The 26,314-nt window shown below is 33.1% G+C and carries 17 protein-coding genes, 1 tRNA gene and 1 pseudogene; 9 read left to right on the top strand and 10 right to left on the bottom strand.

Going from position 1 to position 26,314, the window contains the following annotated elements; genetic code table 11:
• Nucleotides 1-2: 2 nt before the first annotated feature.
• On the bottom strand, nt 3-530 hold the full coding sequence (locus AACL09_RS04400; protein ID WP_339047265.1) for a cytochrome b: 528 nt from the start codon (nt 528-530) through the stop codon (nt 3-5).
• Nucleotides 531-699: 169 nt separating this feature from the next.
• Here AACL09_RS04400 and AACL09_RS04395 point away from each other — a divergent pair.
• Nucleotides 700-776: transfer RNA gene (locus AACL09_RS04395), tRNA-Val, on the top strand.
• 10 nt (nt 777-786) lie between these two features.
• On the opposite strand, the pseudogene metK reads toward AACL09_RS04395, so the two are convergent.
• Nucleotides 787-1,938: pseudogene (gene metK / locus AACL09_RS04390) on the bottom strand (methionine adenosyltransferase); the annotation flags it as partial.
• A gap of 74 nt (nt 1,939-2,012) precedes the next feature.
• Between metK and AACL09_RS04385 the strand changes: the two are divergent.
• Nucleotides 2,013-2,765, top strand: coding sequence for a hypothetical protein (locus tag AACL09_RS04385; RefSeq protein ID WP_339047263.1), 753 nt, complete (start codon nt 2,013-2,015; stop codon nt 2,763-2,765).
• Here the strand turns inward: AACL09_RS04385 and AACL09_RS04380 are convergent.
• From AACL09_RS04380 to AACL09_RS04360, 5 genes are all read right to left on the bottom strand, one after another.
• Nucleotides 2,746-3,525 (bottom strand): phosphoribosylformylglycinamidine synthase subunit PurQ, encoded by a 780-nt coding sequence (locus AACL09_RS04380; protein ID WP_339047261.1) that lies wholly within the window; start codon nt 3,523-3,525, stop codon nt 2,746-2,748. The genes AACL09_RS04385 and AACL09_RS04380 overlap by 20 nt on opposite strands.
• Nucleotides 3,526-3,530: 5 nt before the next feature.
• Nucleotides 3,531-4,766 carry a PstA family ABC transporter permease gene (locus tag AACL09_RS04375; protein WP_339047259.1) on the bottom strand — a complete coding sequence of 412 codons (1,236 nt, stop codon included), beginning with the start codon at nt 4,764-4,766 and terminating at the stop codon, nt 3,531-3,533.
• A gap of 140 nt (nt 4,767-4,906) precedes the next feature.
• A complete protein-coding gene (gene ispH / locus AACL09_RS04370) occupies nt 4,907-5,848 on the bottom strand; it encodes a 4-hydroxy-3-methylbut-2-enyl diphosphate reductase (protein ID WP_339047257.1) in 942 nt (313 codons plus the stop codon).
• A 94-nt stretch (nt 5,849-5,942) separates the two neighbouring features.
• Nucleotides 5,943-6,584, bottom strand: a complete 642-nt coding sequence (locus AACL09_RS04365; RefSeq protein ID WP_339047255.1) for an SCO family protein — start codon at nt 6,582-6,584, stop codon at nt 5,943-5,945.
• A 160-nt stretch (nt 6,585-6,744) separates the two neighbouring features.
• A complete protein-coding gene (locus AACL09_RS04360; protein WP_339047253.1) occupies nt 6,745-8,163 on the bottom strand; it encodes a secretion system protein in 1,419 nt (472 codons plus the stop codon).
• A 266-nt stretch (nt 8,164-8,429) separates the two neighbouring features.
• On the opposite strand from AACL09_RS04360, the gene AACL09_RS04355 reads away from it, so the two are divergent.
• Nucleotides 8,430-9,347: a hypothetical protein gene (locus AACL09_RS04355; protein ID WP_339047251.1), complete on the top strand. Its 918-nt coding sequence runs from the start codon at nt 8,430-8,432 to the stop codon at nt 9,345-9,347.
• Between the two features lie 45 nt (nt 9,348-9,392).
• On the opposite strand, the gene recJ is transcribed toward AACL09_RS04355, so the two are convergent.
• Nucleotides 9,393-11,138 carry a single-stranded-DNA-specific exonuclease RecJ gene (gene recJ / locus AACL09_RS04350; protein WP_339049021.1) on the bottom strand — a complete coding sequence of 582 codons (1,746 nt, stop codon included), beginning with the start codon at nt 11,136-11,138 and terminating at the stop codon, nt 9,393-9,395.
• Between the two features lie 163 nt (nt 11,139-11,301).
• On the opposite strand from recJ, the gene gatB reads away from it, so the two are divergent.
• Entirely contained in the window at nt 11,302-12,738 is a 1,437-nt protein-coding gene (gene gatB, locus AACL09_RS04345; RefSeq protein ID WP_339047249.1) for an Asp-tRNA(Asn)/Glu-tRNA(Gln) amidotransferase subunit GatB, read from the top strand.
• A 395-nt stretch (nt 12,739-13,133) separates the two neighbouring features.
• On the opposite strand, the gene AACL09_RS04340 is transcribed toward gatB, so the two are convergent.
• The gene (locus AACL09_RS04340; protein WP_339047247.1) at nt 13,134-13,292 is read right to left on the bottom strand and encodes a hypothetical protein; all 159 of its coding nucleotides are present in this window, start codon (nt 13,290-13,292) and stop codon (nt 13,134-13,136) included.
• A 1,428-nt stretch (nt 13,293-14,720) separates the two neighbouring features.
• On the opposite strand from AACL09_RS04340, the gene AACL09_RS06460 reads away from it, so the two are divergent.
• Nucleotides 14,721-14,798 (top strand): hypothetical protein, encoded by a 78-nt coding sequence (locus tag AACL09_RS06460; protein ID WP_410519830.1) that lies wholly within the window; start codon nt 14,721-14,723, stop codon nt 14,796-14,798.
• A 63-nt stretch (nt 14,799-14,861) separates the two neighbouring features.
• Nucleotides 14,862-15,044: a hypothetical protein gene (locus AACL09_RS04335; RefSeq protein ID WP_339047245.1), complete on the top strand. Its 183-nt coding sequence runs from the start codon at nt 14,862-14,864 to the stop codon at nt 15,042-15,044.
• A gap of 95 nt (nt 15,045-15,139) precedes the next feature.
• Here the strand turns inward: AACL09_RS04335 and AACL09_RS04330 are convergent, their stop codons facing one another.
• On the bottom strand, nt 15,140-17,566 hold the full coding sequence (locus AACL09_RS04330) for a valine--tRNA ligase (RefSeq protein ID WP_339047243.1): 2,427 nt from the start codon (nt 17,564-17,566) through the stop codon (nt 15,140-15,142).
• A 130-nt stretch (nt 17,567-17,696) separates the two neighbouring features.
• Between AACL09_RS04330 and AACL09_RS04325 the strand changes: the two genes are divergently transcribed.
• The 3 genes from AACL09_RS04325 to AACL09_RS04315 all read left to right on the top strand — a co-directional run bounded on the left by AACL09_RS04325 (nt 17,697) and on the right by AACL09_RS04315 (nt 25,753).
• Nucleotides 17,697-19,961: an ankyrin repeat domain-containing protein gene (locus AACL09_RS04325; protein ID WP_339047241.1), complete on the top strand. Its 2,265-nt coding sequence runs from the start codon at nt 17,697-17,699 to the stop codon at nt 19,959-19,961.
• 567 nt (nt 19,962-20,528) lie between these two features.
• The gene (locus tag AACL09_RS04320; protein ID WP_339047239.1) at nt 20,529-24,269 is read left to right on the top strand and encodes a hypothetical protein; all 3,741 of its coding nucleotides are present in this window, start codon (nt 20,529-20,531) and stop codon (nt 24,267-24,269) included.
• A 23-nt stretch (nt 24,270-24,292) separates the two neighbouring features.
• Entirely contained in the window at nt 24,293-25,753 is a 1,461-nt protein-coding gene (locus AACL09_RS04315; protein ID WP_339047237.1) for a hypothetical protein, read from the top strand.
• Nucleotides 25,754-26,314 lie beyond the last annotated feature (561 nt).

Raw genomic sequence — 26,314 nt, 5'->3', positions numbered from 1 at the left:
AATTATACTATGCGCCTTAGTATATTCTGTTTGTCTATGATTAAGTGTTTTATGGTACCAAGAAGGTGTAGTGCTATAAAACCTATAAGTAAACATGCTGATATAAAATGTAGTTGATTGCTAAGTTCAGCTATCATTTTGTTTTCTGCAATTACAAGCGGAACATTAAAATTAAAAAAATATTTTATGCTTCTACCTGAAGCTGATGACATTATATAGCCAGATAAAGGGATAAGCATCATAAGAACATATAAAGCAAAGTGCACTGTTTTTGTTGTCAGAACAGTTACTTGAGAATAATTCTGAGGTAGAGGTGGCACATATAAAAATAAACGTAAGATAATACGTAGTATTACTAGTATAAAAATACTCACTCCTGTTGCCTTATGGATACCATAAATGGAAAATTTTATTAGATTATCTACTGGTAGGCTTTTCATATAAAAACCGGAAACAAGCATACCTACAATTGTAGCTGCCATCAGCCAATGCACTATTCTTAAAATCAAATGATACTTTTCATCTTTCATATTATAATAAATTTAGTTTAAGCTAAGCTTATATACTTAGAGAACATTTTTCAATTTAAATTAATTCAATAATTTTATGTTGCATTGGTATATGGGTACATTTAAATTGAAAGATTTAGTAATATTTGAAGAATTGGGTTATATATAATTTACCCATATTTTATTAAAGGGGTGATTAGCTCAGTTGGTTAGAGTGTTTGCTTGACGTGCAAAAGGTCGCTGGTTCGAGCCCAGTATCACCCACCAAAATATCAATAAATTCTCTACGTAAAAGTTGCGATAAATCTGTTTTCTCCCATGGGAAATAATGACTTTCACATTTGCGTCCAAAGTGTCCATAACAAGCTGTGGGCTTATAAATCGGACGGTTTAGTTGTAGATGATTGCATATTCCTCCTGGTGAAAGATCTACGTTCTTAGCAATAAATTCTGTTATTTTAAATTCATCTATAGTACTAGTGCCAAACGTATCAATATAAAACGACAGTGGCTGCACAACACCAATTGCATAAGATAATTGCACAAGACAGCGCTGAGCTAGGTTAGATTTTACTATATTTTTTGCTAGATAGCGTGCCATATAAGCTGCTGATCTATCTACCTTGGTTGAATCTTTACCAGAGAATGCTCCTCCCCCATGAGGTATATGTCCCCCGTAACTATCAACCATAATTTTGCGTCCCGTCAGTCCACAATCACTAATCGGACCACCTATAACAAATCTGCCAGTTGGGTTAACAAAAAAACACTCATCAGGGCACATCCATCCTTGAGGTAAGGTAGAAATTACATAAGGATAGATTATTTCTTTAATCAACTTTTGATCTAGATCTTCTCTATGCTGAATTGAAACTACTATGTTTTTAGCGCAAATAGGTACATCGTTTTGATAACAGAGAGTAACTTGTGATTTTGCATCAGGGCCAAATCCCCAAATCTCTCCCTTTCCTACTGCACTTATAATGTTTTTAAGAATTGAATGTGCATAGTAAATCGGTGCAGGCATTAAGTCTTCTGTTTCGCTTGTTGCGTAACCATACATGATGCCCTGGTCACCAGCGCCTTTATTTTTACTTACACCTATTGCGATATCTTGAGACTGCTCATGCAACAAAATCTGCACTTTTACATCTTGCCAATTAAAATCACCATTTTCGTAGCCAATATTTTTAATTGTGTAACGAACAACCTCCTCAATTCTACTTTTTCCTATATCTGGAGCGAACACTTCACCAGCTATTACTATGTTATCTTTTGTTACTAAAGTCTCAATAGCAGTGCGAGAGAAAGGATCAGCCAAAATATATTCATCAACAATTGCATCTGATATTTGGTCTGCTATTTTATCAGGATGTCCAGCTGCAACCGATTCACTTGTAATAATATTTGCTTTTGGAGATAAAAACATAATTAATTATACTTAAAACAATTTATATTATATTTCAGAAGAAATACATCTATATTATTAAAGTAGTGCCATTTTTGTCAATAATACAAAAACTAATTAAACAAGCTACAATTTTAGGGGAAAGCGAAAAGATTGCTGAGTTTATGTATTACACATATCGCTTTCAGATATTTAGGAATATATTAAATTTAGCCCTATCTTTAATTAAAGTGGGTAGGCTTTCATTTAAAGTATTGCCAAAGCGATTTTCAGAAAAGACTGAAGGGTTATGTGAGACTTTACAACTAGGAAATAGTCCTAAATCAAAGCAGTATATTATTACAATAAAAGAGCTGAGTCCATATGTTATAATTCATGAAATTTCTCATATGGTTGAAAAGGAGATGAACTTAGATTTACAGAAAGAGTTTCTGCCTATAGTGCATCAAGATGTGCAGCAAAACTTAAAGAACTCTAATGCTTTGGTCCAAAAAATAATAAATCATATTATCTTTACAGAAATAAAGGCTTATCCAGATTCTCAAAGAGCATCTGAGTTATTTGCACGTTATTTTGAACTTTTTGCCTGGACGCAAGAGGTATACCCAAAGGATAGAGAATATTTAATTCGCACATCTGACTTAAATAGAGTTTTTTCAAATACAAACAGATGGAAAGAGAAGTTTTTAGACCCAAAACTAATTAGTGCAACAGATAAGGAAGTAAATGCATATAGCAACACGCAGCTAACTGTAAGGCCAGATCAGGTACAGAGTAAATGGTCAAATAAGGTTGCAAGCAATAATTATAAAAATATTAAATCTAAATTTAATGATGAAAATACCTAACAGCGTTTTCAAAGATTAACATTCCATCACCATACTTAGGTAAAGCAATATTATTACGAAGATACTTCTCTTTCATTAAAGGCCAATTTTCTTGCTGAGTAAAAAATATTGCCCTTTCAGGATGAGGCATAAGTGCGAGTATCTTACCACTTTTATCTGACACAGCTGCTATATCGTAAATAGAGCCATTAGGATTATATGGCTGTGTATCACTTTCAATATATCGTAGCGCAATGGAATTATCGTTTATCAGCTTACTTAAAACATCTTGTTCCATATAAAATTTGCCTTCACCGTGAGCAATTGGGATGTGTAACTTATTTAATCCTTGCAGCCAAGGAGAGTTGAATTTTTTATTTACTTGGACATTTACCCAGCAGCACTTGTAACAACCAGTATCGTTGTGAGTAAGTGCAATATTTGCAAAATCTGGAATTAATCTTGCCAGCACTTGACAACCGTTACAAATTCCTATTACAAGCTTATCTTGTGATAAAAATTCTTGGAATTCATCCCACAAATTATTCAATATTCGAAGTGCAAGTGCATTACCAGCGCCGGTATTATCACCATAAGAAAAACCACCAGGAATAGCCAAGACATGGTATAATTTAAGCTGTTTTGGGTTATCAATAATTTCATTAACATGAATTACATCTACTTTTACATTGCATTTTAACTTTAAACCGGCTTCCATGAATGCAAAAGCAGTTTCTTCTTCGCAATTTAAGCCATATCCGCATAAAACTATAACATTCATATCTATCAAAAAGTAAAAGAATCAAATTTTTTCTTAAAATAATGTGCAACTAAATTTAATATCAGCAGTATTAAGAGTAAGCAAATTATTGCAACGGCTGCAAGTTCCATAAACGCTGCCTTAGGGTTGCTTGACCATATATATATCTGTACTGGCAAAGTAGTAGATGGATCAAAAAAGCCTAAAGGAACATCAGCAATAAACGCCACCATACCAATCATAAGCAAAGGAGAGGACTCTCCCAAAATTCTTGCTACTGCAAGTATAGTAGCTTGAATGATTCTTGGCAAAGCAATTGGCAAAGAGTGATGCAAAATTACTTGCATATGTGATGCACCAAGAGCAAAAGCTGCATCTTTTATAGTGGTGGGCACGGAAGCAAAAGCATGTTTTGTTGCAATAACTAAATTAGGTAGCATCATGAGAGAAAGTGTCATGCCACCAACAAGCGGAGAAGAACGTGGCAAACCAAATATATTTAGATATATTGTGAATCCTACAATGCCAAATATTATTGCCGGAACAGCTGCAAGATTGTTAATACTTATCTCAACAATACTTGTAAAAATATTACCTTTAGGCATAAACTCATTTATTCCTATACCTGCCATAACCCCTATAGGTATTGCAAACAATAAACATGCTGCCACTGTCAGCAAAGATCCAAGAAGAGACCCTAAAATACCAGCAGTTTCAGGTTCTTGTGAATCAGATTTTAAAAATAAGGACTTATTAAAAAATTTCTCTATTCTTTTTTCCGCTTTTAACTTACTGAAGATTTGATAATACTCATTATCTACATATTGCCTCTTATTAATCGCATTTATAGTGCTTGAAGCAGTAAACCATATTTCATATTTACCAGCTTTGGTACTTTGTTTTAGAAAATGAGCTAGCTCTACATGTGCACTGTAGCTTAAGATTTCTTTCTTTGCATCAAATGGATGCAATATTTCTTGCAAGGAACTATTAATTAGATTTGTACATTCTTCACGCAACTTAATTGAATCGTGAGTGGGCAGCAGTTCATTATTTATGCTAATAGGTATAAGAATTTTTGTTACTGTCAGTGCGTTATAGCCGTTAATTAAAATGCTAAATAAAATACACAAAAGAAAACCAAGTGATGTAAGTAGTATGGCTAAAGAGCCAAAGCGTAACAATTTATCTTTACGATTTTTACGCTTTATTCTAGCATGAATACGCCTGGACTTTAATAATCTAATGAACTTTTTTCTCATTTTATAATATTAAAAAATCCTAAAATTGTATAGAAAGACATTCCTATAAAGAAAGTAAAGATACTTAAATTTAAAGTTTGATTATAGTTTTATATTAAGTAAATAAAAATATTGAGAAGACTTATATTTTTAATTATATGCTAACCTTGTACAACTAATTCAGCATCTTTAAGTTCCGATGGTAGTTTAAATTCAATATTTTCAACAATACCAGGTAGAACTGAAACTTTTATAGTCATATAGCTCTTTAGGTAAGAAATTAATTCTTCAATTAAAATTTCTGGGGCTGAAGCTCCAGCCGTAATGCCTAATTTGTTAACGCCATCAAACCAACTATTATCTATATCACGATAACTATTAATTAAATATGATTTTGACCTGCATATATCAAGCAAGCGATTTGAATTTGAACTGTTTTGACTGCCTATCACTAAAACTAAATCAACCACTTGTGCCAACTTTTTTACGGCATTTTGTCTATTTTGCGTAGCATAACAGATATCACTTAAATTTGGACCAGAAATATTGGGAAATCTTGTTTGCAAGGCCGTTATTATCTCACGTGTATCATCAATACTGAGTGTTGTTTGTGTTACGTAAGATAGTTTATCTGGGTCTTCTATTTCCAATTTATAAACATCTTGTACATTTTGTACTAATATTACCGATTTTTTTACTCTGCCTTTAGTACCTTCAATTTCAGGATGTCCCTTGTGGCCAATAAGTATTAACTGTCTACCATTTTGCTCACTTTTTTGCGCTTCTCTATGTACTTTGCTAACTAAAGGGCAAGTTGCATCTATCACAAAAATATTTTTGCTTTTTGCTTCATCTTCGACAGACTTAGCAACTCCGTGAGCGCTAAATACCAGTGCTGCACCATCTGGTACCTCTTTAACTTCATTGACAAACGTGACCCCTTTGTGTTTAAAATCTTCCACTACATATTTATTATGCACTATCTCGTGCAGTGCATATATCCTACGGTCACTGCCATATCTTTCTAAAGCGAGTGTTAATATATCAATTGCTCTTTTAACTCCAGCACAGAAACCTCTTGGTTGTGCTAAAATAACTTCCATATCGCCTTCATTTTTTTACAATTATTTGATGTTACCAAAATATTCAGCAGTGTGGTACATTTAATTTTTTATGAATTACACTGATTTATGTGCATTACAAAACGTATAGTTTATGCGATGAATTGAACTCACCTTCTAATGTGTTTTTTATAAATGTTAATAGATTGTCAACCTGATTTTCATTAGAGTGTAAATCTGGCGTGAAGTGAGTTACATATTTGCCGTCTGGCCCAATTAAATACATTATTCCAGAATGATCAATATCCTCACCATCATCATTAATATATACTTTGTACCTACTTGCAACTTCAGATAATTCTTCTTCACTACCTGTTAGCATTTGTATACGGTGATCAAACTGCTGATGATAGTCTTTTAGTTTATCAACAGTATCTCGTTTAGGATCAATGGTAATGAAGATTATTTGTAATTTTTCAGCATCTTCTTTAAGCCTTGCTAAAGCTTCAGAGGCAATACCGAGTTCCATTGGACATATAGATTTGCAAGAAGAAAAACCAAATAAAACCAACATGTATTTACCATTAAAGTCACTGCTTTTAATTAATTGATTATCTTGATTTTTTAGTGAGAATTCACCACCTATAGTTATTTCTTCATTTGTAGCTTTTATTTTTTTTAGCATAGAGAAAACTTCTCTTTTTTCAAAATAAGAGTACCCAAAAAATACGATTGCTATTAACGTTATTAGATGAAAAAAAAACTTTATAGCTTTCATTACCTTAGCTTTAAATTATAATTATTATAACTATTGCGCTTGCTGTTGAAAAGTATTTAAGTATTAAAAAATATTGTGCTTAGCTAAAGAAGCAGACTGAATCTAGCACTAAAACTCCCTGCAATACCCCATAGTAGCTGTAAAATTATTTTTCCTTGTATTATAAACCAAGTAATCCAAACGATGGTATTATAGTAGCTTTAAGGAAAATCACAGTTTCTACAGTTTTAGCACTTTTGCTCATTTTTTTTAATCTGGTACTTTTTTTTATGTGTCTATGCTCAATCAGACCACCTATTACCATTATTTCACCGCTTTTGATCTTTAACATTGAGTCGATTTCTCTAACTTCAACAATTGGTATGTTGCTACTTACATTAAGCCTACCTTTTTGTATAGCATATTCTGTACCAGGATCTTTTACATAACCATTGACCCTAGAAAGAATAGGGTGCACATTCATAAATATTTCTTTATCTACAATATCTATACTCGGTTGAATGGTAAGTATTATGCCTACTGGCACGCTATTCATTGTGCTCAAAAGAGAAAAATCACCAGCATCAGCATGCTTTTTAATGTCAGCAGTAAAATAAACATGATTTTGAGTAAAAGACATAATTGCTTGTTGATTATTTAGTGCATGTAGTCTTGGACTTGAAATTACTTTTGATGCACCAAATTTACTTAAGGCCCTTACAACATCTTCTAAATCAGAGTAACTTGTAGTTAAAACTTTAGCTTGTTGATCAGACCTATTTATATAGCTCAAATTTTCCCAATCAATACCAGATTGATACATATCATCCAAAGTTACCTCCACTACTTTTGCCTCTATCATAACTTGAGACGAAGTCAGCTCTCTTACTTTGCTTATGTATTCTTTCACTGCTTTATGGATATCCTCCCTGGCATTTAAGGTAATGATACCTGCTTCTCTGTTGGTTGAATAAAACTCATCATCATTTGTGCCATTTATGTCAATTAAGGCGCTTAAATTTCTCTCTAAAGAAAACCACAGATCTCCATCATACTTAGATTTAATTTTATTGTCTGATCCACTAACAATGGTGCTATCTTCACTTATGTTCCTAATAATCTTGTTATTAATTACAAAATTGCTTTCGTTAGAGCGTTGAATGTTTATAAAATCTATATAATAATTGCGAGTATATGGTAGATCTTGCTCAATTCTAAATACATCATTATGTTTTCTGTAGCGTATTTTAGCACTTTTTGCTATAGTTTGCAGCACTTCATCTATGGGCTTATCTTTAAGCTTTAAAACTATGCTTCCAGAAATTTTAGGATCTATATCGAGATTGATATCAGCTAATCTACCAATCTCTGTCAGTAAATCTATAACTGGTGTGGAACTATCAATGTTTATGGAAATAAGTTTATCACTTTCATCAGGCATCGGAAAGTGTAGAGGCATATTAATAGCTTGAGGTATTTCTGGCTCAAATTTTTTTTTCTTTATTTCTTCAATTTCGTTTGCATAATCTACTGCTCTTTCTCTCACATACTGGGTATTGTATTTGTAACTAGAAGCACAAGCAGTTACGCTAAGTAGCATTATCAGACAATATAGTATTCTCACCAGTTAAGTATTATTAGATATATTACTATTTCAATAGACGTACATGTTTAAAAAAGTATTAGGCTCCTTATAAAAAACCAAAGTTTTAATGTGTTTCTTTATGAAGAAGGTAAAAATCCCTCACCTTATCTCGGGTAAAGTGGATATTAAATTATATTTTTAACATCGATTTTGATTTGCTATTATTGTTAAATTACTTTATAGTTAACTTTTTAATAATAAATTAAAATATGCACATTAACATGTCTAAAGAGAATAGCAAAAGGCTTTTATCTCTTACTAAATACCTTACAGATCATGGTAAAAATTATTTAACACACTCTGATAAATCAAGTGCTGCAAAAAAATTAGTTAGCGCTTTTTTGCTTGTTCCTGTCATTATTCCTACTGGGCTGACTATTTCATTATGCGCTTGCGCCTATTTTTTTACAAATGCTGTCAGTTCCAAGCCTGATGATTCAAAGCTATCTAAATTAATAAAAGGTTTATTAAAATTACCGATATATGTTATTGCTGCCGCAATTTTAATTCCATGTATTATATTAAACTTAGCGATTTCGTTAGTGCCACTTCTCATTGTCTTAGCTATCAATAAAAATATCACAAATGATAAGAAAAATGGTGCAACAATTGAAGCAGAGAGTGATGATGGATACAATAAGCTTATTGAAGAAGAAGTTGCAAAATTAAATGACGATGAGCACAATCCATTAGCAGAAGAACAAGAAGATAATCAAGCATTAATAAGTAATCATGGGCACTCACAGACTGTACGAGTAATATCTCAAAATACAGGTAGTGAGGAAAATGTGGACCAAACTACTGTAATAAATGGCATAAATAATAGAGATGTAAAAGATGGTAGAGCAATAGTACGAGTCGTTGGTAATGACAGCAATGTTACCATGAAAGGCATTATTACAGCAGATATGCATGGTCATTCGGAAGCTACTGCATCAGCATTTACTTTTGGGTGTCAGGTTGTTGAAGATGGTATAGATTTGCAGTTTGGTTACAAAGGGCGTATTGGAGTTACTCAAGTAGAAGCAACAGAAAAGTTAATGCAAGATGGATCAGTACGGACTATGTTATCTGGTAATGGTGGAATACTAGCAATAGAACAACCTCATTCTGCTAATGTAGCAATAGAAGAAGTATAAAATTTGAATAGATATAATATAAGGAAATAACTTTGTAGTGATGCTTTAATTATTTAAAGCATCTTCAATAAGAAATTGGACATTTTCATTACCACGCCAGTAATTAACGGCAATCTTGCCAAGGATAGTTACCAGGCTATTTTGCATTAAGGCTTTTTCAAGTTCTGTTCCCACAGCACGAAAAGCCATAGCTCTAATAGTCTTATCAGTGTCCGCAATAAAACACCTTATATGACTTTCTCCTATAATTTCTGGTTTTACTATTTTTGCTCCTGAAATAATAAAACGCGGTTCTGGATTACCGGGGCCAAATGGCTCTAAGCATTGCAACTGCTTCCATAGCGTGATGTTTATTGAGCTAACTGTTATTACTCCGTCTGCTTTTATAGTTTTATTGCCTGTAGAATTTATAAATTTACTTTGGAAAAAAGTATGCAGCTTATCGATTTTATCTTTTTCTATTGAAAAACCACCTGCCATATGGTGGCCACCACCTTCGGTAATTAAGCCTTCAAGTTTTGCTGAAAATATAACCGCACCTATATCAATGCCAGGAATTGACCTTGCGCTTGCTTTACCCATTTCATGATCTGTAGATACTACTATAGTTGGCAGGTAAAATTGGTCCTTAAGCCTTCCAGCTATAATCCCTATTATACCTATATGCCAATTACCAATTACCATTATAAAATTTGCCCCAGAATTTACCAGTGTCTCAGCTTGCATCAATGCTTCTTTTGTAGCTTCATTTTCTAACGTTTTCCTCTCGTCATTCAAAATTTTAAGTTTTAGAGATAAGTCATAAGCTTCATCACTGTTATCCGTTGATAAAAGATGTGCTCCAAGATGCGACTGCCCTATTCTACCACCGGCATTGATATGTGGACCAATTATAAATCCTAGCTGGTAAGCGCTTGGGCGCTCAGTAATTTCTAAGATATCAGATAATATGCGTAAACCTGTGTTTTTTCTCATAGACATTATCTTAAGGCCTTGATGAACCAAAGCTCTGTTTAGCTCTATAATTGGCATTACATCGCAAACTGTACCAAGCGCAGCTAAATCCAGCAGTTGCATTAAATCTGGTTCTGCAATTTTAGAAAAGAAGCCTTTATTACGTAATGTTTTGTTGAGAGCAACAATGAATAAAAAAGCAACTCCAACTGCAGCAAGATAATTGTATGGAGAGTCCTCATCAATGCGATTGGGATTTATAACCGCTACAGCATCCGGTAATTTTTCAGTACCCAAATGATGATCAATAACTATAATATCAAGCCCTGCATTTTTGGCAGCAATAATTGGCTCGTGAGCAACTGTACCACAATCAACAGTAATACAAAGGTGTGTACCATTTTTTCTTAATTTTAGCAAAGCATCGGTATTTGGACCATATCCCTCTTCAATGCGGTCAGGGATATAGATTGCAACATTTATACCTATTGCTGCCAGATATCTTTTTATTAGAGCAGATGAAGTTGCCCCATCAACATCATAGTCGCCAAATATAACAATGTTTTCATTATTATATATTGCAATTTCAATTCTATTTATTGCTTTATCCATATCTAGTAGATGAAATGGATCCGGCAGAGATGATCTAAGAAATGGATGGAGGAAATCATTGGCAGTATCTAGTGTTACACCACGTGCAGCCATAACTCTAGCTAGGATTTCAGGTAGGTTGAACTTCTGCATAAGCGCTGTGGTATCACGTGTGCTTACCTCATGCACTTCCCACAATGCATTTTTTACGCTGCGTTTTTGTTTTATATCTGAGTTTGATAACACGTTTACATGCAAATATTCATTTTGTATTAGACGTTTTAAACGGTCAATTTTTTTATGAGAAAGTACAAAGATTTCTACCAAAACTGCTATAAATTTGAAAAAGAGTGTTTTATTTATCAAAATTTGGCTTATTATAAATAACTTACTCAGATGTAAGTTATTTATGAATACTATTGAGGGAAAAGATTGTAAATGGGAGATGGTTATTGGGCTTGAAGTACATGCTCAAGTCTCTTCAAATGCTAAATTATTTTCCAGTTCATCAACTGAATTTGGGGCAGAACCTAACTCTCAAGTAACATTAGTAGATGCTGCAATGCCAGGAACTATGCCAGTGCTTAATTATTACTGCATAGAACAGGCTATTCGTAGTGGTCTTGCTTTATCTGGAGAAATAAATTTAAACTCTTTTTTTGATAGGAAAAACTATTTTTATCCTGATCTGCCGCAAGGGTATCAGATAACTCAATTTTATGAGCCAATAGTTAAAAATGGTAAAATATTTTTAACTGAAAGTAATAAAGAGATTAGAATTGCAAGGATTCACTTAGAGCAAGATGCGGGAAAGAGCATTCATGAAGATAAAACATATATAGATTTAAACCGTGCCGGTGTTGCACTTATGGAAATAGTCTCTGAGCCAGATATTAGATGTCCTAAAGAAGCTGCGGAATATATAAAAAAATTAAGATTGATTTTGCGTTACGCTGGCACTTGCGATGGAGATATGGAAAAGGGATCGCTGCGCTGCGATGCAAACGTTTCTGTTCGCCCTTTAGGTAGCGAAAAACTTGGCACACGTTGTGAAATCAAGAATCTAAACTCAATACGTTATGTTATGCAGGCAATTGAATATGAAGCACACAGACAAATCAAAATTCTAGAGAGTGGAGGCAAGGTAAATCAAGATACTATGTTATTTGATACCAGCTTAGGTGAAACAAAAGTCATGCGTAGTAAGGAGAATGCTCTTGATTATCGTTATTTTCCTGAGCCTGATTTACTACCGGTTACAATCACTCAAAAGACTATTGATTCTATCAAGTTTACTCTACCTGAGTTTCCCGATGATAAGAAAAAACGTTACATTGAAAAGTTAGGTATTAGTAAATATGATGCGGAAGTGATTACCTCTGACAAAGAGGTAGCAGATTACTTTGAAGAATTAATAAAGAAGCACAACCCTAAAACTGCTGTAACTTGGCTTACAGTTGAGCTGTTTGGTCGCCTTAACAAATCTGGGATTAGTATAACGCAATCTCTAGTTAAGGTACACAATCTCTCTAATCTTTTAGACTTTATTGCTAATAACATCATTTCAAGTAAAATTGCTAAGCAGGTGTTTGATCTTATGTTTGAATCTGGTAAGTCTGCAGCTTCAATCATTGAGGAACAGGGATTAAAGCAAATTGCAGATGAAAACACAATAACACTAATCGTTAGCGATATACTAAAATCTCATAAAGATAAAGTGCTAGAATATAAAAACGGTAAGGAAAAGCTGTTTGGCTTTTTTATTGGTGAGATTATGAAAGAGACAAAAGGCAAAGCAAACCCAGAACTTGTTAATCTAATACTTAAGAGAGAATTACAGTCTTAATATAAGACATATAAAATCAATAGAAAAGTACAACGACGCCCGCTATATAATAAGCTATAGTAATTCTGACTGTTACCAAAATTGCTTAAAGAGGTGGCTTTGGCCACCTCTTATAATATATAGCTAATCCAAGAAAGATTTCCCTAATTCTTGAAACACAAAATTGATAGCAACGTTAATGTTTGGCCAAAAAGTTGGTAATGTTTTACTCACAGCGTGTTTTATGGCAAATCAAAAATGTTCTAAGACCCGGCGAATATGGAGGTAAAAACAGCGCTCTACATCCATCAATTAATTTTCTTGTTTTTAAGGATTTTGCATTATCAAATTTGTCCTGGTTTTAATACTGGAACAAGAATATTCTCGACTCAAAAATTTCACTGTTACAGTAACTTTCAAATATCATTGGCGCTACAATCCTTCCCTGATTCATGCCTCAATAATACTGATCCTTTTCTTCTTAAATGCAGATTTTTCAGCAAACAATCTCTTGCCTTTTGCAGCCCATCCATATGCATAAAATTCGTTATCATCAATTCATCTATGAATATCACATCTTCTTCTTTTACTTTAGCTATACAAAATTTTTACCCCATCTCTTTCCTGATACAGAAATTTATATGTTTAACCAACTTTTTTGAAGTAATTATATACTGTGCTTTTACACATGTTACCAAATTTTTCGATTATTTGGTCAACTGTAATATCCTGATTCTTATATAAAAATTTGTTAAAATTGTCTATATTTTTGATTTATTTCCTTTTTAAAAGCTAATTTCTCTCTCATCTTGCACCATCGGTATATCGTCGATATCTCTTTTGCTTGCTCATCTTTCTTTCATCTACCACTTTTAAAACTCGTTCTCTCAAATCTTCACTTTTGGCACTTTAACCCCCTTTTTTTACCTAATATACCTTTTTATCACAAAACCTAACTTGTATCATATGTTAGCTATACCATGGGAATTCCCATTTTTCTTCCAGCTCAAATTTTCAGCTATTTCTCTATTTGAAGCTTTTCTTCAAATCATTCATTTTGCTGGATACATATTTTAGTTTATCTGATGCATTATACACAATTTGAGATCATTCAATACTCCCAACCAAAACCCTCGCTTTCAGCCAAATAAAAACCTCTTTTTTTGATCTATGCCAAATTTGCTTACTTTAAAAAATCATACAAATTATTGGCACTCATTGGTAATAATTTATCGGTAATATTGCTGCTGCTGATATCTTATGATCGTAAATTTCTTCGATATGCGATTTTATGTAGTTAGGTGCTCGCCTTAAGGTTTAGCATTTTAGTGTTTTTAGTAATTTTATAGATTACAAACATCTATAGTACTTTCCAAAGTAAAGGATAAAGGTATAATGAACAATTTTAGAAGAGGGAAAATGGCATACAGTGTAGATTTAAGAGATTATCTTTAGTTGAAAAAGAAAGGCTGAGGTTGCGGAGCTGTTGGAATAGCAATACTATACAGATGGCTGGAAAAGCAATCTGCCGGATAAAACCAGCAAAAGCTAGTGGTTTCATACGAAAAATAGATCCCTAGAAGAATATGTAAAAAAGCATCCAGCTGGCAGAGATGAAATTGGTTCGGAATAAGCGCAATTTGGTACAACAGCTAAAAATCACATTAAAAAAAATTTATCAAGAGATGAAAAAGATTTATCGAAAAAATTGCCAAAATAGACCAATCGTATATATAGATGAAAGATTATATAGAGAATATGGACAAGAGGAGAGAAAATACATGCACTGGCAAAAGACGAGAACATAATAGGATGGAAGAAGATTTGTTGCACCTCTGACCTTTACTGAAGGTTGTGATAAAGAAGTATTTAATACATGGTTAGAACACTACCGGAGCTGCCTGTTAATACAACTGTAGTTATCGATAATGCAATAAAATCGCTAAAACAAGAGAATTAATTGAAAAGGCAATTTACTCTATCTTCCTCCATATTCTCCTGATTTGAACCCCATTGAACATTGCTCGCATACCATCAAAAGTTACCTCAAATGCATCAACATTTCTTCTTGTTGTTGGTAACGCTATTATTGAGGTTTATCATTCAGTTTAGGAAAGACTATATATTCACAAGAATATCTAAACGTGTACGGCTATATAGAAGAAGGTTACAAAGATGACAATAATATTTATTTAGAATTTGTAGATCCTTTGCATCAAAGAACTGCTTACAAAGCAAAGCCTTCTCGTGATGATATTCTACTATTCTCTAGTAAGGATGAAAATGGTAATTTATTATACCTTAAATTAAAGAAAAGCAGGTGTTAAATTTTTATTCAAATAACATTTTGGTACTTTGTGCCAAAATGTTATTTATACATAAATCAAAGGAAATTTTAAGAGCATTTTAAACTTAAATTCAATTACACGGAAGTAAGCTCTATACTTACAATAAACTTTTCTGTTTCCAATCCTGAACATAGATTGTCACTCCATTCGATAATTTCAGCATTGCAAACTGCCTTTAGGTCTTTTTCGGCTGATTGCGTAATTATACAATTTTCATCTTTAGCTTTTATACTTATTTTTTTTACTGAGCATTTAACTGAAATATTACTATCAGCTTTTAGTTTTCTCACTGCATTTAATATCTCTACACAATTTTTTCCTGTTGTTTCAGCTTTTTCATCATATATAGAATCTTCTATTTTAGGCCAATTTCCTAAATTATGTATAGAATTATAACTGTATAACTTATGATATATCTCTTCTGTAATATAAGGAAAAAAAGGCGCAAAAAGACGTAGTACTATGTTTAATACGTAAGCTAAACTTTGCTTAGCACTTAAATTTTCTTCTCTACTTGCATCTTCTCCATATGCTCGTTTTTTGACGAACTCTAAATAGTTATCGCAAAAATCATCCCAAAAAAATCTTTGAGTAACATCTAGAGCTTCACAATACTGAAAATGCTCAAATTTTTCAGTAACTTTTTTTGTAGTTTTATATAGACGTGAAATTATCCATTTGTCCATTGTTTGCGTTATAGAGCTTACATCTAACTCTTGGTGTTTTTGCATAAAATTTGAGACAAATTTACTTGCGTTCCAGATTTTAGTAGTTAGACGTTTTCCAGTTTTAAATATATCTTCAGAAAACGTTGTATCAACACCAAGTCTTGAATTTGCTGCCCAGTAACGCACTACATCTGCACCATAAATGTTAAGTATTGAATCGGGCGTAATTACATTTCCTTTTGATTTACTCATTTTTTTCTTATCATGCGCTAAACACCAACCACTGATCATAATATTTCTCCATGGTATACTATTTGCGTGATAATGTGACTTAACTATAGTATAAAAAGCCCATGTTCTAATTATTTCATGGCTTTGCGGTCTTAAATCTGCGGGAAATAATATGTTATCTACTGTAAATTCTTCATTAAAAGCTAAAGCATTAAGTTGTGGTGTTAAAGCGCTTGTTGCCCAAGTATCCATTACATCTTTTTCAGCTATAACTTCCTCTCTGCTATAACCTCTTGGCAAATCTTTCAGTGGATCAATAGGTAAATCTTTTACTTCCGGCAGAATTGTTTTACCTTCCTCACCTTTTTTTTGAGAATACCATACTGGCAATTGAACTCCAAAATAACGTTGCCTTGAGATACACCAGTCCCAATTTAAACCTTCTATCCATATTTCCATGCGTTTTTGCATAGACTCTGGGTGCCAATTACACTCTCTAACTTTAGCAAGTAATTCATTCTTATACTCAAGAACCTTGATGAACCATTGATAAGTAAGTAGTATTTCAAGCTCAGCTCCAGACCTTTCAGCACATTTAACTGAATGAGTAATTTCTTCACTTTTTACTAAAAACTCTTCTGCAGCTAAAATTTCAACTATTTTTTCTCTAGCTTTCTTAATTGACAGCCCATCTATTTCACGCGTAGTATCACTGATCTTACCAGATTTGCTAATAATAGTTTTTGTTGGTAAGTTATGTTTTCTCCACCAATATACATCAGTTTCATCGCCAAAAGTACAGCACATCACAAGGCCTGTGCCTTTTTCTATCTTGACTTTATCATCAGCTAAAATTGGTACTTTATTTTGAAATAAGGGGGTGATAGCATATTTGCTGATTAAGTGAGAGTATCTACTATCTTCAGGATGACAAAAAATCGCAACGCAAGCAGGCAAAAGTTCTGGCCTTGTCGTTGCAATATTGATTTTTTGATTGTCTTCTGTAAAAAAAGATATGGTGTGCATTAAAGAAGGGAAGGTCTTATCCTCAACTTCTGCTTGTGCAATTGCCGTCCGATCTATGGTATCCCAAAGAATTGGCCCTAATTTTCTATATATATACCCCTTATTATACAAATCAATAAATGACATCTGTGAAAGTTTCACGGCCTTTTTGCCAATTGTATGATACTCAAGCTCCCAATCATAACTGATACCTGTAGCTTGAAATAATTTTTTAAATTCTTGTCTTGATTTAGAAGATACTTCCTTGCATATCTCAATAAATTCTGATCTTTCCATCTCTGCTGCACGGACTTTACTGATTTGTTCAACCAATCTTTCAGTTGGTAGGCCATTATCATCAAAACCAATAGGGTAAAAAACATCTTTCCCTATCATGCGCTGATATCTTGCGATAAAATCTGTGTGGCAATAACTAAAGATGTGTCCAATATGCAATTTGCCTGATATTGTTGGTGGTGGGGTGTCTATAGCGAAACTGTTATCTTTGCTACCACACCATTTATATATCTGACTTTCTTCCCATAGTATATTGTATTTTAATTCTGTCTCTTGAAAGTTATATTTCTCTGTAAGCATAAAATCTTAATTTTTAACTTTAATGTTAACATACACTCTTCACGTTAAAAAGATAAAATTATATTTTTAAAATGCTTGATTTGGCATATTTATATACTATAGTTAGAATCAAAGTACATGGAGATGACTCATGGCTGACGATAAAACAGATATAATAATCCCACAAGAGATCAATGAAGGCTATAAGTACGCAAAACGTATTATAGAGGACAACCACTATTCAATAAATTGGAGCCAAGTATTAGAAGTGCTTAATGAGCATATTAAACAAAACTCTTCAGAAGCACCCCTAGCCACAGAAAGGTATATAGATTATTTAATGTATGCTGCTTGTTTTCATAATGATCTCGATTTAGTTGCATGGTTCATTAACAATGGTGCTAACGTTAATTTTCAGGAGCCTGAATCAGGAAATACACTACTACATCTGGCCGCACTTAATGGTAGTATGAAATTGATTGAATTATTAATAGTGAATGGAGCACGCTTAGATCACGATTTATATGATATTAAAGCTAATTCTCAAGGTAACACCTATATACATTTAGCTGCTAAAAGAGGGAATGATCAGCTCATATCTTATGTTATAAACAAAATTACATTTGATTCAGTAGGGTTAGATAATCTTAACGATCTTTTAAATTATAAAAATAAAAAAGGAAATACAGCATTATACTTAGCTACTAAAAATGGTCGTGTGAAATGTGTAGAGCTAATGTTGGGTATGTATTATTGGAGAGAAAAAGAATCTTTTGTTCATAGGTATTTTTCGATGGCACATGGTCTCTCCTTATTTCTATTTTTCATGGCCATTGCTATGGCAAGCAAAGTACTTTATGATAACAACTATGAGAATATTGAAGCTACTGTTGCTATTACGTTACTATGTCTGGTGATGGCATGTATCTCATGTTTTACATATTGTAGAATAACATGTCAAAAAGAAGATGATGATTATTCTCTTTTAACAAAAGACAATGAAATGGTATTGCACTTAGCAATTGAAAATATACAACGAGAAAATGATCAAGATCAATACTATCAATGTGCTCAATTGTTAATTGAAGCGATGCCTAATTCTCAAGTTAATATTCAAAATAAAGAGGAAAATACAGCATTGCACTTAGCTGCTAAGAAAGGTCTTATAAAGACCGTTAAGCTCTTATTAGAGAAAAAAGCAAATGCTGAAATAATGACAAATAGTAAAAAAACAGCATTGCACTTAGCTATTGAAAATTCTCATTATGATTGTGCTCTGCTTTTAGCAGAGGATATAAATGTGACTAAAAGAAGCTGGAGACTTAAGCTACATAAGTTTTCAATTACTATTAAAAATAAATACGATTATTATATTAAATCGTATATAGTATGTTTAAAAGAAAAGGTTCAAGAAAAAGCTCAAGAAAGTTTTCAAGTCAAAAAATCCTGGGAAGAAGAAGTATTACTTTTGGCTATTGAACGTCAATCTAAAGGTAATTCTGATAATGAGAGATGGGTCTTAAAAAGAGAATTGATTGGTCAACTTTTAGAAATGATTGATGGGTCAAAAATTGATAAAGTGCATAATCATGTTAAAGATTATTCACAAAGAAGAGATGTACATGATGGTGATTTTGTTTTAAAAAAATTTAATAATTTCTTTCGTAAAAATGAAAAATATAGAGACAAAAATTGTTCTAAACTAAAAAAGCAAGAATCCTGGAATAAGGATTATGCTCTATACTGTTCTAATTTTTCGCTAGCTATTTTAGCAGTTTTCTTTCTAGTGGAACGAAGTTTTAATTTTAGTGAAAACGATATTTTTATCAGTATTCAAGATGTAGGAACGATTATATCTAAGATTATTGCTATAATTTCATTTTTTTTAGCAGTAAAATTATATTTTATACATAAAGAACTTGACAATCTTAGTGATTATCAAGATAAAATTAAAGAAATTAATAATCTATTGATTAAAAAAAAAGAGGCAAATACTAACTCACATATCAAAGTGCAAGATAGTAATCCCTATAAACCTGATCATAGCAATAGATGTCAAAATTCTAATCAGTTAGTATTATACTCTGATGCGGAAGAAGTATGTTCAGCACAACAGCAAAGAAAAAATTCATATACATTTTCAAAATCTGAATTATCTGCACGTAGGCCAAGAAGAGTAGTTAGTGATTGCCAGTCAGAATTAACTCCTCTTTTGCCTCTTCCTTTGCCGGTAAAAACATATAGGTCATTTCCTAACAAGTTAGATAAATTAAAACAAGCCTATCAATCGATAAAACAACCATTTATTTTAGATATAAAATCTATAAAAGAACTAAAGTACAAAAAAACTTTAAACAGAGAATTGATAAAAAATCCATCATTTAATAAGTCTACAGAAAGAGAAACGTTCTTATAAGAAGAGTAAGAAAAATTTATCAACTACAACCAGCTTTAGCTGGTGGTAACGCTTATAAAGCAAGTTTTAAAACTCAGAGATGTTTATTATGAACTTCTTGCTCTGCAATATATTTCTGTACATCTGTAGAATTTACATTACCAACAGTAACAGCAAATAGCCCATAGATCCAATATCTTTTTTTTAATTGTTCGAATTCTTGGAATAGCTTTTTGATATACTGTTGGATAGTGGGCGGCATAGAATATGTAAGTTACAATATCTACGTAATTTGTAACACATGTTTCTCTGATAATCTTCCTACTGCCATTTCACCTGTAAATATCTGTATTTAGTACAAAATACTACTTTAAATCAAACATACTATATGTTTGTAATCTATAAAATTACTAAAAACACTAAAAGCTAAACCTTAAGGCGAGGGTCACCTACATAAAATAAATTTATCTTTTAGATATTGAGTGGGAACATTTAGTAACCACATCTACTTTAACTAGAAAAAGACTTGTCAACTTAAAATTAACATATTATATCAGTTGTATTAGTTGTGCAAAGGGGGATAGAAAGATGCGTTTTAACTTAATTAAAGGTGATTTATTATCTAGGCTGGCTTGTAATGGTATAGATGACTATTCTACCGTTAAAGTAAATGTCAGTTACATAGAAGCAATTGATTTACCTACAACATCTTATACTTTTACCAATAACAATGATTTTGTCATATTTGGTTGGAATTATGGTCTTAAAAAAAGGATATTAACCTCTTCTAACAACAAAGGATTATATTTAAAATTAGAAAAAACGAATAATGAAGAGAAGCTTGCCTTAGTTAATAGTCAGGATCAGTATTATTATTACTATTATCATAATGATAGTATCAATATAGCTATCAGTAGCTCTATACCTAATAAATTAGTGGGGAATGGGTATGTTATGACATACAACATTACAGGGTGTCATGGGGATTATTCACGGTTTGAAGATAGCAAAGTTTTAATAGACCCAAAAGATATAATGGGTGATAGAGATATAAATTTTATTTTGGATGATTTAAGAGATTTTCCTGATAAAAAACTTGAAATAGAGGTTGGAAAAAGTTTTTTAAGAGAGCCTCCGCTAAATAATTATAAGAGTGTTAATATATGGAGTAATTCTTATGGCTATACCGGAATACTCAATAATGTTATCTTTGCCTATAACAATAATAATCAAGAACTACAGCTGTTTTCTCAAGCTTTAAATGAAACAAAAGTCTTTAACGATAGCCTCTTCAACTATTTTTTTATAGAAAAGTCAGGCGGTAGTTATGTAGGGTGCTTATCAGATGAAAGTGGCCAATGTAAGAACTTTTATACTATTATCCCGGGATCATCTACATACGATAACTCTGATTTACATCCGTATTACTACTACATGGAAAACATGTATGACTCCTTCCATGATATGAAAGTTAATGTGAATTTTAAAGACTTTGAGGAATTAAAACAAAGAATTGGGAGTTTGGAAGAATCAATTGGAGGATTGGAGGAATTAACAGAAGGATACGATTTAGATATTGGAGAAAGTTTTGCAAAAAATAGAAATTTGAGAAGAAGAATCAGAGGTTTAGAAGGTGATATCAATGTACTACGATCAAGCATAGATCAGATCAAAGGTGGAGTAACTAAAGGAGAGAAAGGTGAGCAGGGATTGCCTGGGCTACCTAGTATACCTAGTAGAAATGGACTAGAGGGAGTACCTGGCTTACCTGGTGCACCTGGGGAGAAAGGATTGGATGGATTTCAAGGACCTGAAGGTCCTAGGGGTGAACCTGGAATAGATGGAATTCCTGGCACACCTGGGAAAAATGGGCTAGATGGACACCCTGGAGGACAAAAAGGTGATAAGGGAGAGGCTGGTGGTCAAAAAGGAGAGCGAGGAATACCAGGAGTAAGTATACAAGGTAGCCCAGGGTTATCTGGAGCACCAGGAATAGATGGCAAGGGAATAAAGGGTGACAAAGGTGACACCGGACCTATAGGACCAGAAGGTAAAGTTGGTACGCCAGGGCTTAAAGGTGATCAAGGTAATGCAGGTACAAGAGGAGAGAAAGGAGATAGAGGTTGGAAAGGCGAAAAAGGTGAGCTTGGATTGATCGGTAAGCAGGGTGACACTGGAAAACAAGGTCTAAAAGGAGATAGTGGTACATCAGGAAAAGATGGGTCATCAGGTACAAAGGGTAACAAAGGTGATGTCGGACCTATAGGTCCACAAGGATCAGAAGGGAAAAGAGGCTGGAAGGGTGAAAAAGGTGAGCCTGGGCTGGTTGGTAAGCAAGGTGACACCGGGCCTACAGGTACAAAAGGACCAGAAGGTAAAGCTGGACTGCCAGGAAAAGATGGAAAAAACGGAAACCCAGGCATGCCTGGACCAACAGGAGCATCAGGCCCACGAGGACTAGATGGTAAAATTGGAGAAACAGGCCTTAAGGGAGAGTCAGGAAAAGATGCAAGCGCTGAGGAAGTTGTGAATAAGCTAACTACTGATAAGCTTTTTATACTAAAAAATCTTATGCTCAATGCAACTGATTCCAATGGAAAAACATTAGTAGAAAAACTTGCAAATAGCTCTGACCTGCAAACTAAAATCGCGCAAAATCTACTCAATAATAAGGCTACTATATATAAGATACTTGAGTATCGTGATGAAGGTGACAACTTACTACTAGAACAGCAAATTATGGGCAGTCTTGTTGACGATAAGGATTTTCATAGGGAAGTAGCTAATAGTTTATTTTATGATAAAAACCAAGAATTAGTAGATTCTTTGGCTAACGCTACTGGTCAAGATGGTAAAACATTAATAGAGAAACTTGCAAGTGATGCAGAATTAATGCAGAGCGTTGCAAAAGAATTAAGTCAAAATCCAGGAAAAATTCAAGGCCCAAAAGGAGATAAGGGCGAGTCTGGATTGCCGGGAGAGAAAGGTAATAAAGGAGATATGGGTATAACAGGTGTTAAAGGTCGTGTTGGATCGCATGGATTAAAAGGTGAGCCGGGAGAAAAAGGTAATACTGGATTACATGGAATGGATGGTAAACTAGGAGAAAAGGGTGATCGAGGTGAAAGTGGATTGCAAGGTTTGAGAGGTGACAAGGGAGATAAAGGCGAACTTGGAGTACAAGGAAGCAAAGGAGAAATAGGACTATCTGGAATTGATGGACAACCTGGAATAAAAGGTGAACAAGGTTTAAAAGGAGAGATTGGGATACCAGGGGTAGATGGGTTACCTGGAGAGAAAGGTAATAAAGGAGATATGGGTATAACAGGTGTTAAAGGTCGTGCTGGACCGCATGGATTAAAAGGTGAGCTTGGAGAACAGGGTCTAAAAGGAGAAAGGGGTGATGTTGGTTTACCTGGAGCGGATGGTGTGAATGCTGCAGTAGCTGATCAATTCTTCAATGAAATGAATCAAACCAAAATTGAAATGCAAAATGTTCAAAAAGAAGTAGAAACAAATAAAAATGCCTCTGAAAGCTTTGCTAAAGAAGCACAAGACGCCAAAAACAAAACTGAATTATTACATGACAATGTGGTAGAATTGAAAAATATAACTCAGGATATAGCTCAAGATGCTGAAAATGCTACTAGAAATGCATTGAAGTCAGAAAAAAATGCAGAAGCTTATAGTCAAAGTACTCAAAAAGATTTTAATAGTATAAGGGATATTTTTTGTAAAATGGAACCTACTGATCAAGTTTGTAGCACATCTAGACGTAAAAGAGAGGTCAAAAAAGATTATTATATATCTAGTGGAGCAAGCAAGCCAACTTCATTCATATTTAACGTAATAAATTTCTTCTACCCTACTGTAGGACAAGATAAATATAGGCTAGAAAATAAGATGCAGGAGCTTGAGCAAGCAGCAAAAGCAGTAGATGCTGCAGAGATTGTTGAGGAATTCGAAAAGGTATTACAAAAAACTGCTAAAAATTGTGGTACACAAAAGAAAAACCTAAATTTTAACCCAATAAAGCTGCAATCAACCATTATAGATAAGCAACTGTTAAATGATGAGAGAAAGCTACTAGAAACTTTGCTAGCAGCAGCAAAGGAAGCTTGCAAGAATTGTCCCGATAAGTCTTCAAGCCTTTTTGAAAGTCGCATGAGAAAAGGATTAGCAGATAGGTTGCAGCAGAGAAATGCTATAGATATTAAAAAAGTATCAATAGACAATGAACAACCAAGGAGTTTTGTTGATAATGCAATTGTTGCCAATCTAAGTAAGGTATATGCTGTTGATGGAATGCCTGCAAGGCATTTAAATTAAAAGTATAATGTAAAGAGGGGGGCATGAGCACATCTAAAAAAATTACAATAGGTCCGTTTAATGAAGATTATAGAAAATTAATTATGCTGCCAACTGCAAGTTATTTATTAGAGCAAAATCGTAGTAATGAATACACTATTCATGCACTAAATGGAAATGTACAAATAAAGGATAAGGATAAATTAAAATTAAAATGGGAGAATGATAAGATAGTTTTGCATGATGGATCTTCAGCTTTAAAATTAAACGGGCAGGATTTTACTGTAGAGCAAGATGCAATAATAAGTAAAAATAAAGATGATATCATAGAAGCTCTTAAATCAGGAGGAATAGTAGACGTTACAGTTGAGAGTCTAAGTAAGAATATAGGAAGTAATTCTACAAAATTCGGTATTGGTTTATCATTTTATAATAAAATGAATGGTAATTTACCCAAAGGTGAATTTACTGGATTATTGAATTTCATCAACTTTAGTGACGAAGATGATCAGATACTGCAAGAAGTTGTAAAAAAAACTGATGGGCTCTATTTTACAACAAAAGAGGAGGGCACATGTTGTTCTGAAATTACTTGCATTTCAGATAAAAATGGAACTTGTGTATCAATGTACGGTAAGGATGAACATTACCAATTTAAACTTACAGCTGTTGACACTTTAGTAGCAGTAGATAGTCTCATAAAAGATAAACAAGATTTATCTGCTAAACTTAGTAAAGTAGCAGGTAGCACTAAAAAACTAGCTCATAGTTATGCATCGCTAAAGGAATTTAGCGCAGAGGTAGTGAAAGGGGATGAGATAAGCTTTGGTAAATATGCAGCTAATATAAAATTAGAAGATAAAGATATAGCTGGTGCTTTTTCAAAGGTGGGATATTACTTTTTTGATAATGCAATTTACATTTATGATCACTTTGCAAAGGATAAAGATAGTTTTAGTCTACCAGAACATTTTCATTTTTTAAAAGTAGTAAAAGATGAAAAGGATCATTATAAATTGGCTTTCTGCAATAGTAGTGGCCATGAATATTATTCAATGCCAGATGATTATAAGTTAATAAATATTGAACATATTAAAGGTATCAAAAATATAGATTTTGCAAAATATCATGTCAAAAATGGTTCTTTTCCATCATTTATTGCTAAACCAAATGTTAAAAATTATGCAGGATCTAAACAACATAAGATAGATATATATGAAATTGAAAATGAGAATATAAAAGTTGGATCGTTAATAGATGAGTTTGGTTATTACGATAGCCAAAACAAATTCCATTATACTAATAATCAAATAGGAGTTAAGGACCATTATTATGACCTTCCTTCATTTACTATTGCTGCAGGAGATAATAAGTGTGAGTCAAACACAATAAAAGAAGGTAGTAACATCTTAAACGCTAATCATTTAAATCCTGTGGACTGCAACTTAGTTGAATACATTGCAAATCATATAAATGACTATGCTACGTCACATTCTTTTATGTAGTTAGATGAGTGGGCTAATATCTTTGTTTAGTATTGGATTACAAATGTAGCTTTTACAGTATATTTGATTTAAAGTATCATTTTAGTATTCTATACTAAACTTATAACTCAACATGAGAGAGTATTCAACAAACTGTGTCAAAAACTCAACTGAATTTTTAATCTATTAGGAAAGAAAACATCAAAAAGCCAAATTTGCTTACTTTGAAAAATCATACAAATTATTGGGTAAATATGACCGACTGCGCCATTCGTTGGTAACAATTTGTCAGTGATATTGCTGCTGATATCTTATAATTTCTTCGATATGCGATTTTATAACTCTTGCAAACATACTAAGAATTTTTGCTTCAAGTTCAGTGTCTTTTTTTTGTGACTCAAGTCTCTATCTTCAAATGAGTCTGTATCTGTATTTTGAACTTTTCTACGATTCCATTCTCATTTATTTTCTTTCTAAACTTGCTTCTATTGATCAGACTTTGCCAGTCTCGGATGGACGATAATATATTAACTCTTTATTAATCCACTGTTTTTATTCGATGTTTTTTCGTTCATTCCATGT

Origin of the sequence: Candidatus Mesenet endosymbiont of Phosphuga atrata, from assembly GCF_964020175.1 — a bacterium.
Classification (GTDB): Bacteria; Pseudomonadota; Alphaproteobacteria; order Rickettsiales; family Anaplasmataceae; genus Mesenet.
Note: the sequence above shows the minus strand (reverse complement) of the source record. Positions and strands in the feature narration are given on the sequence as shown.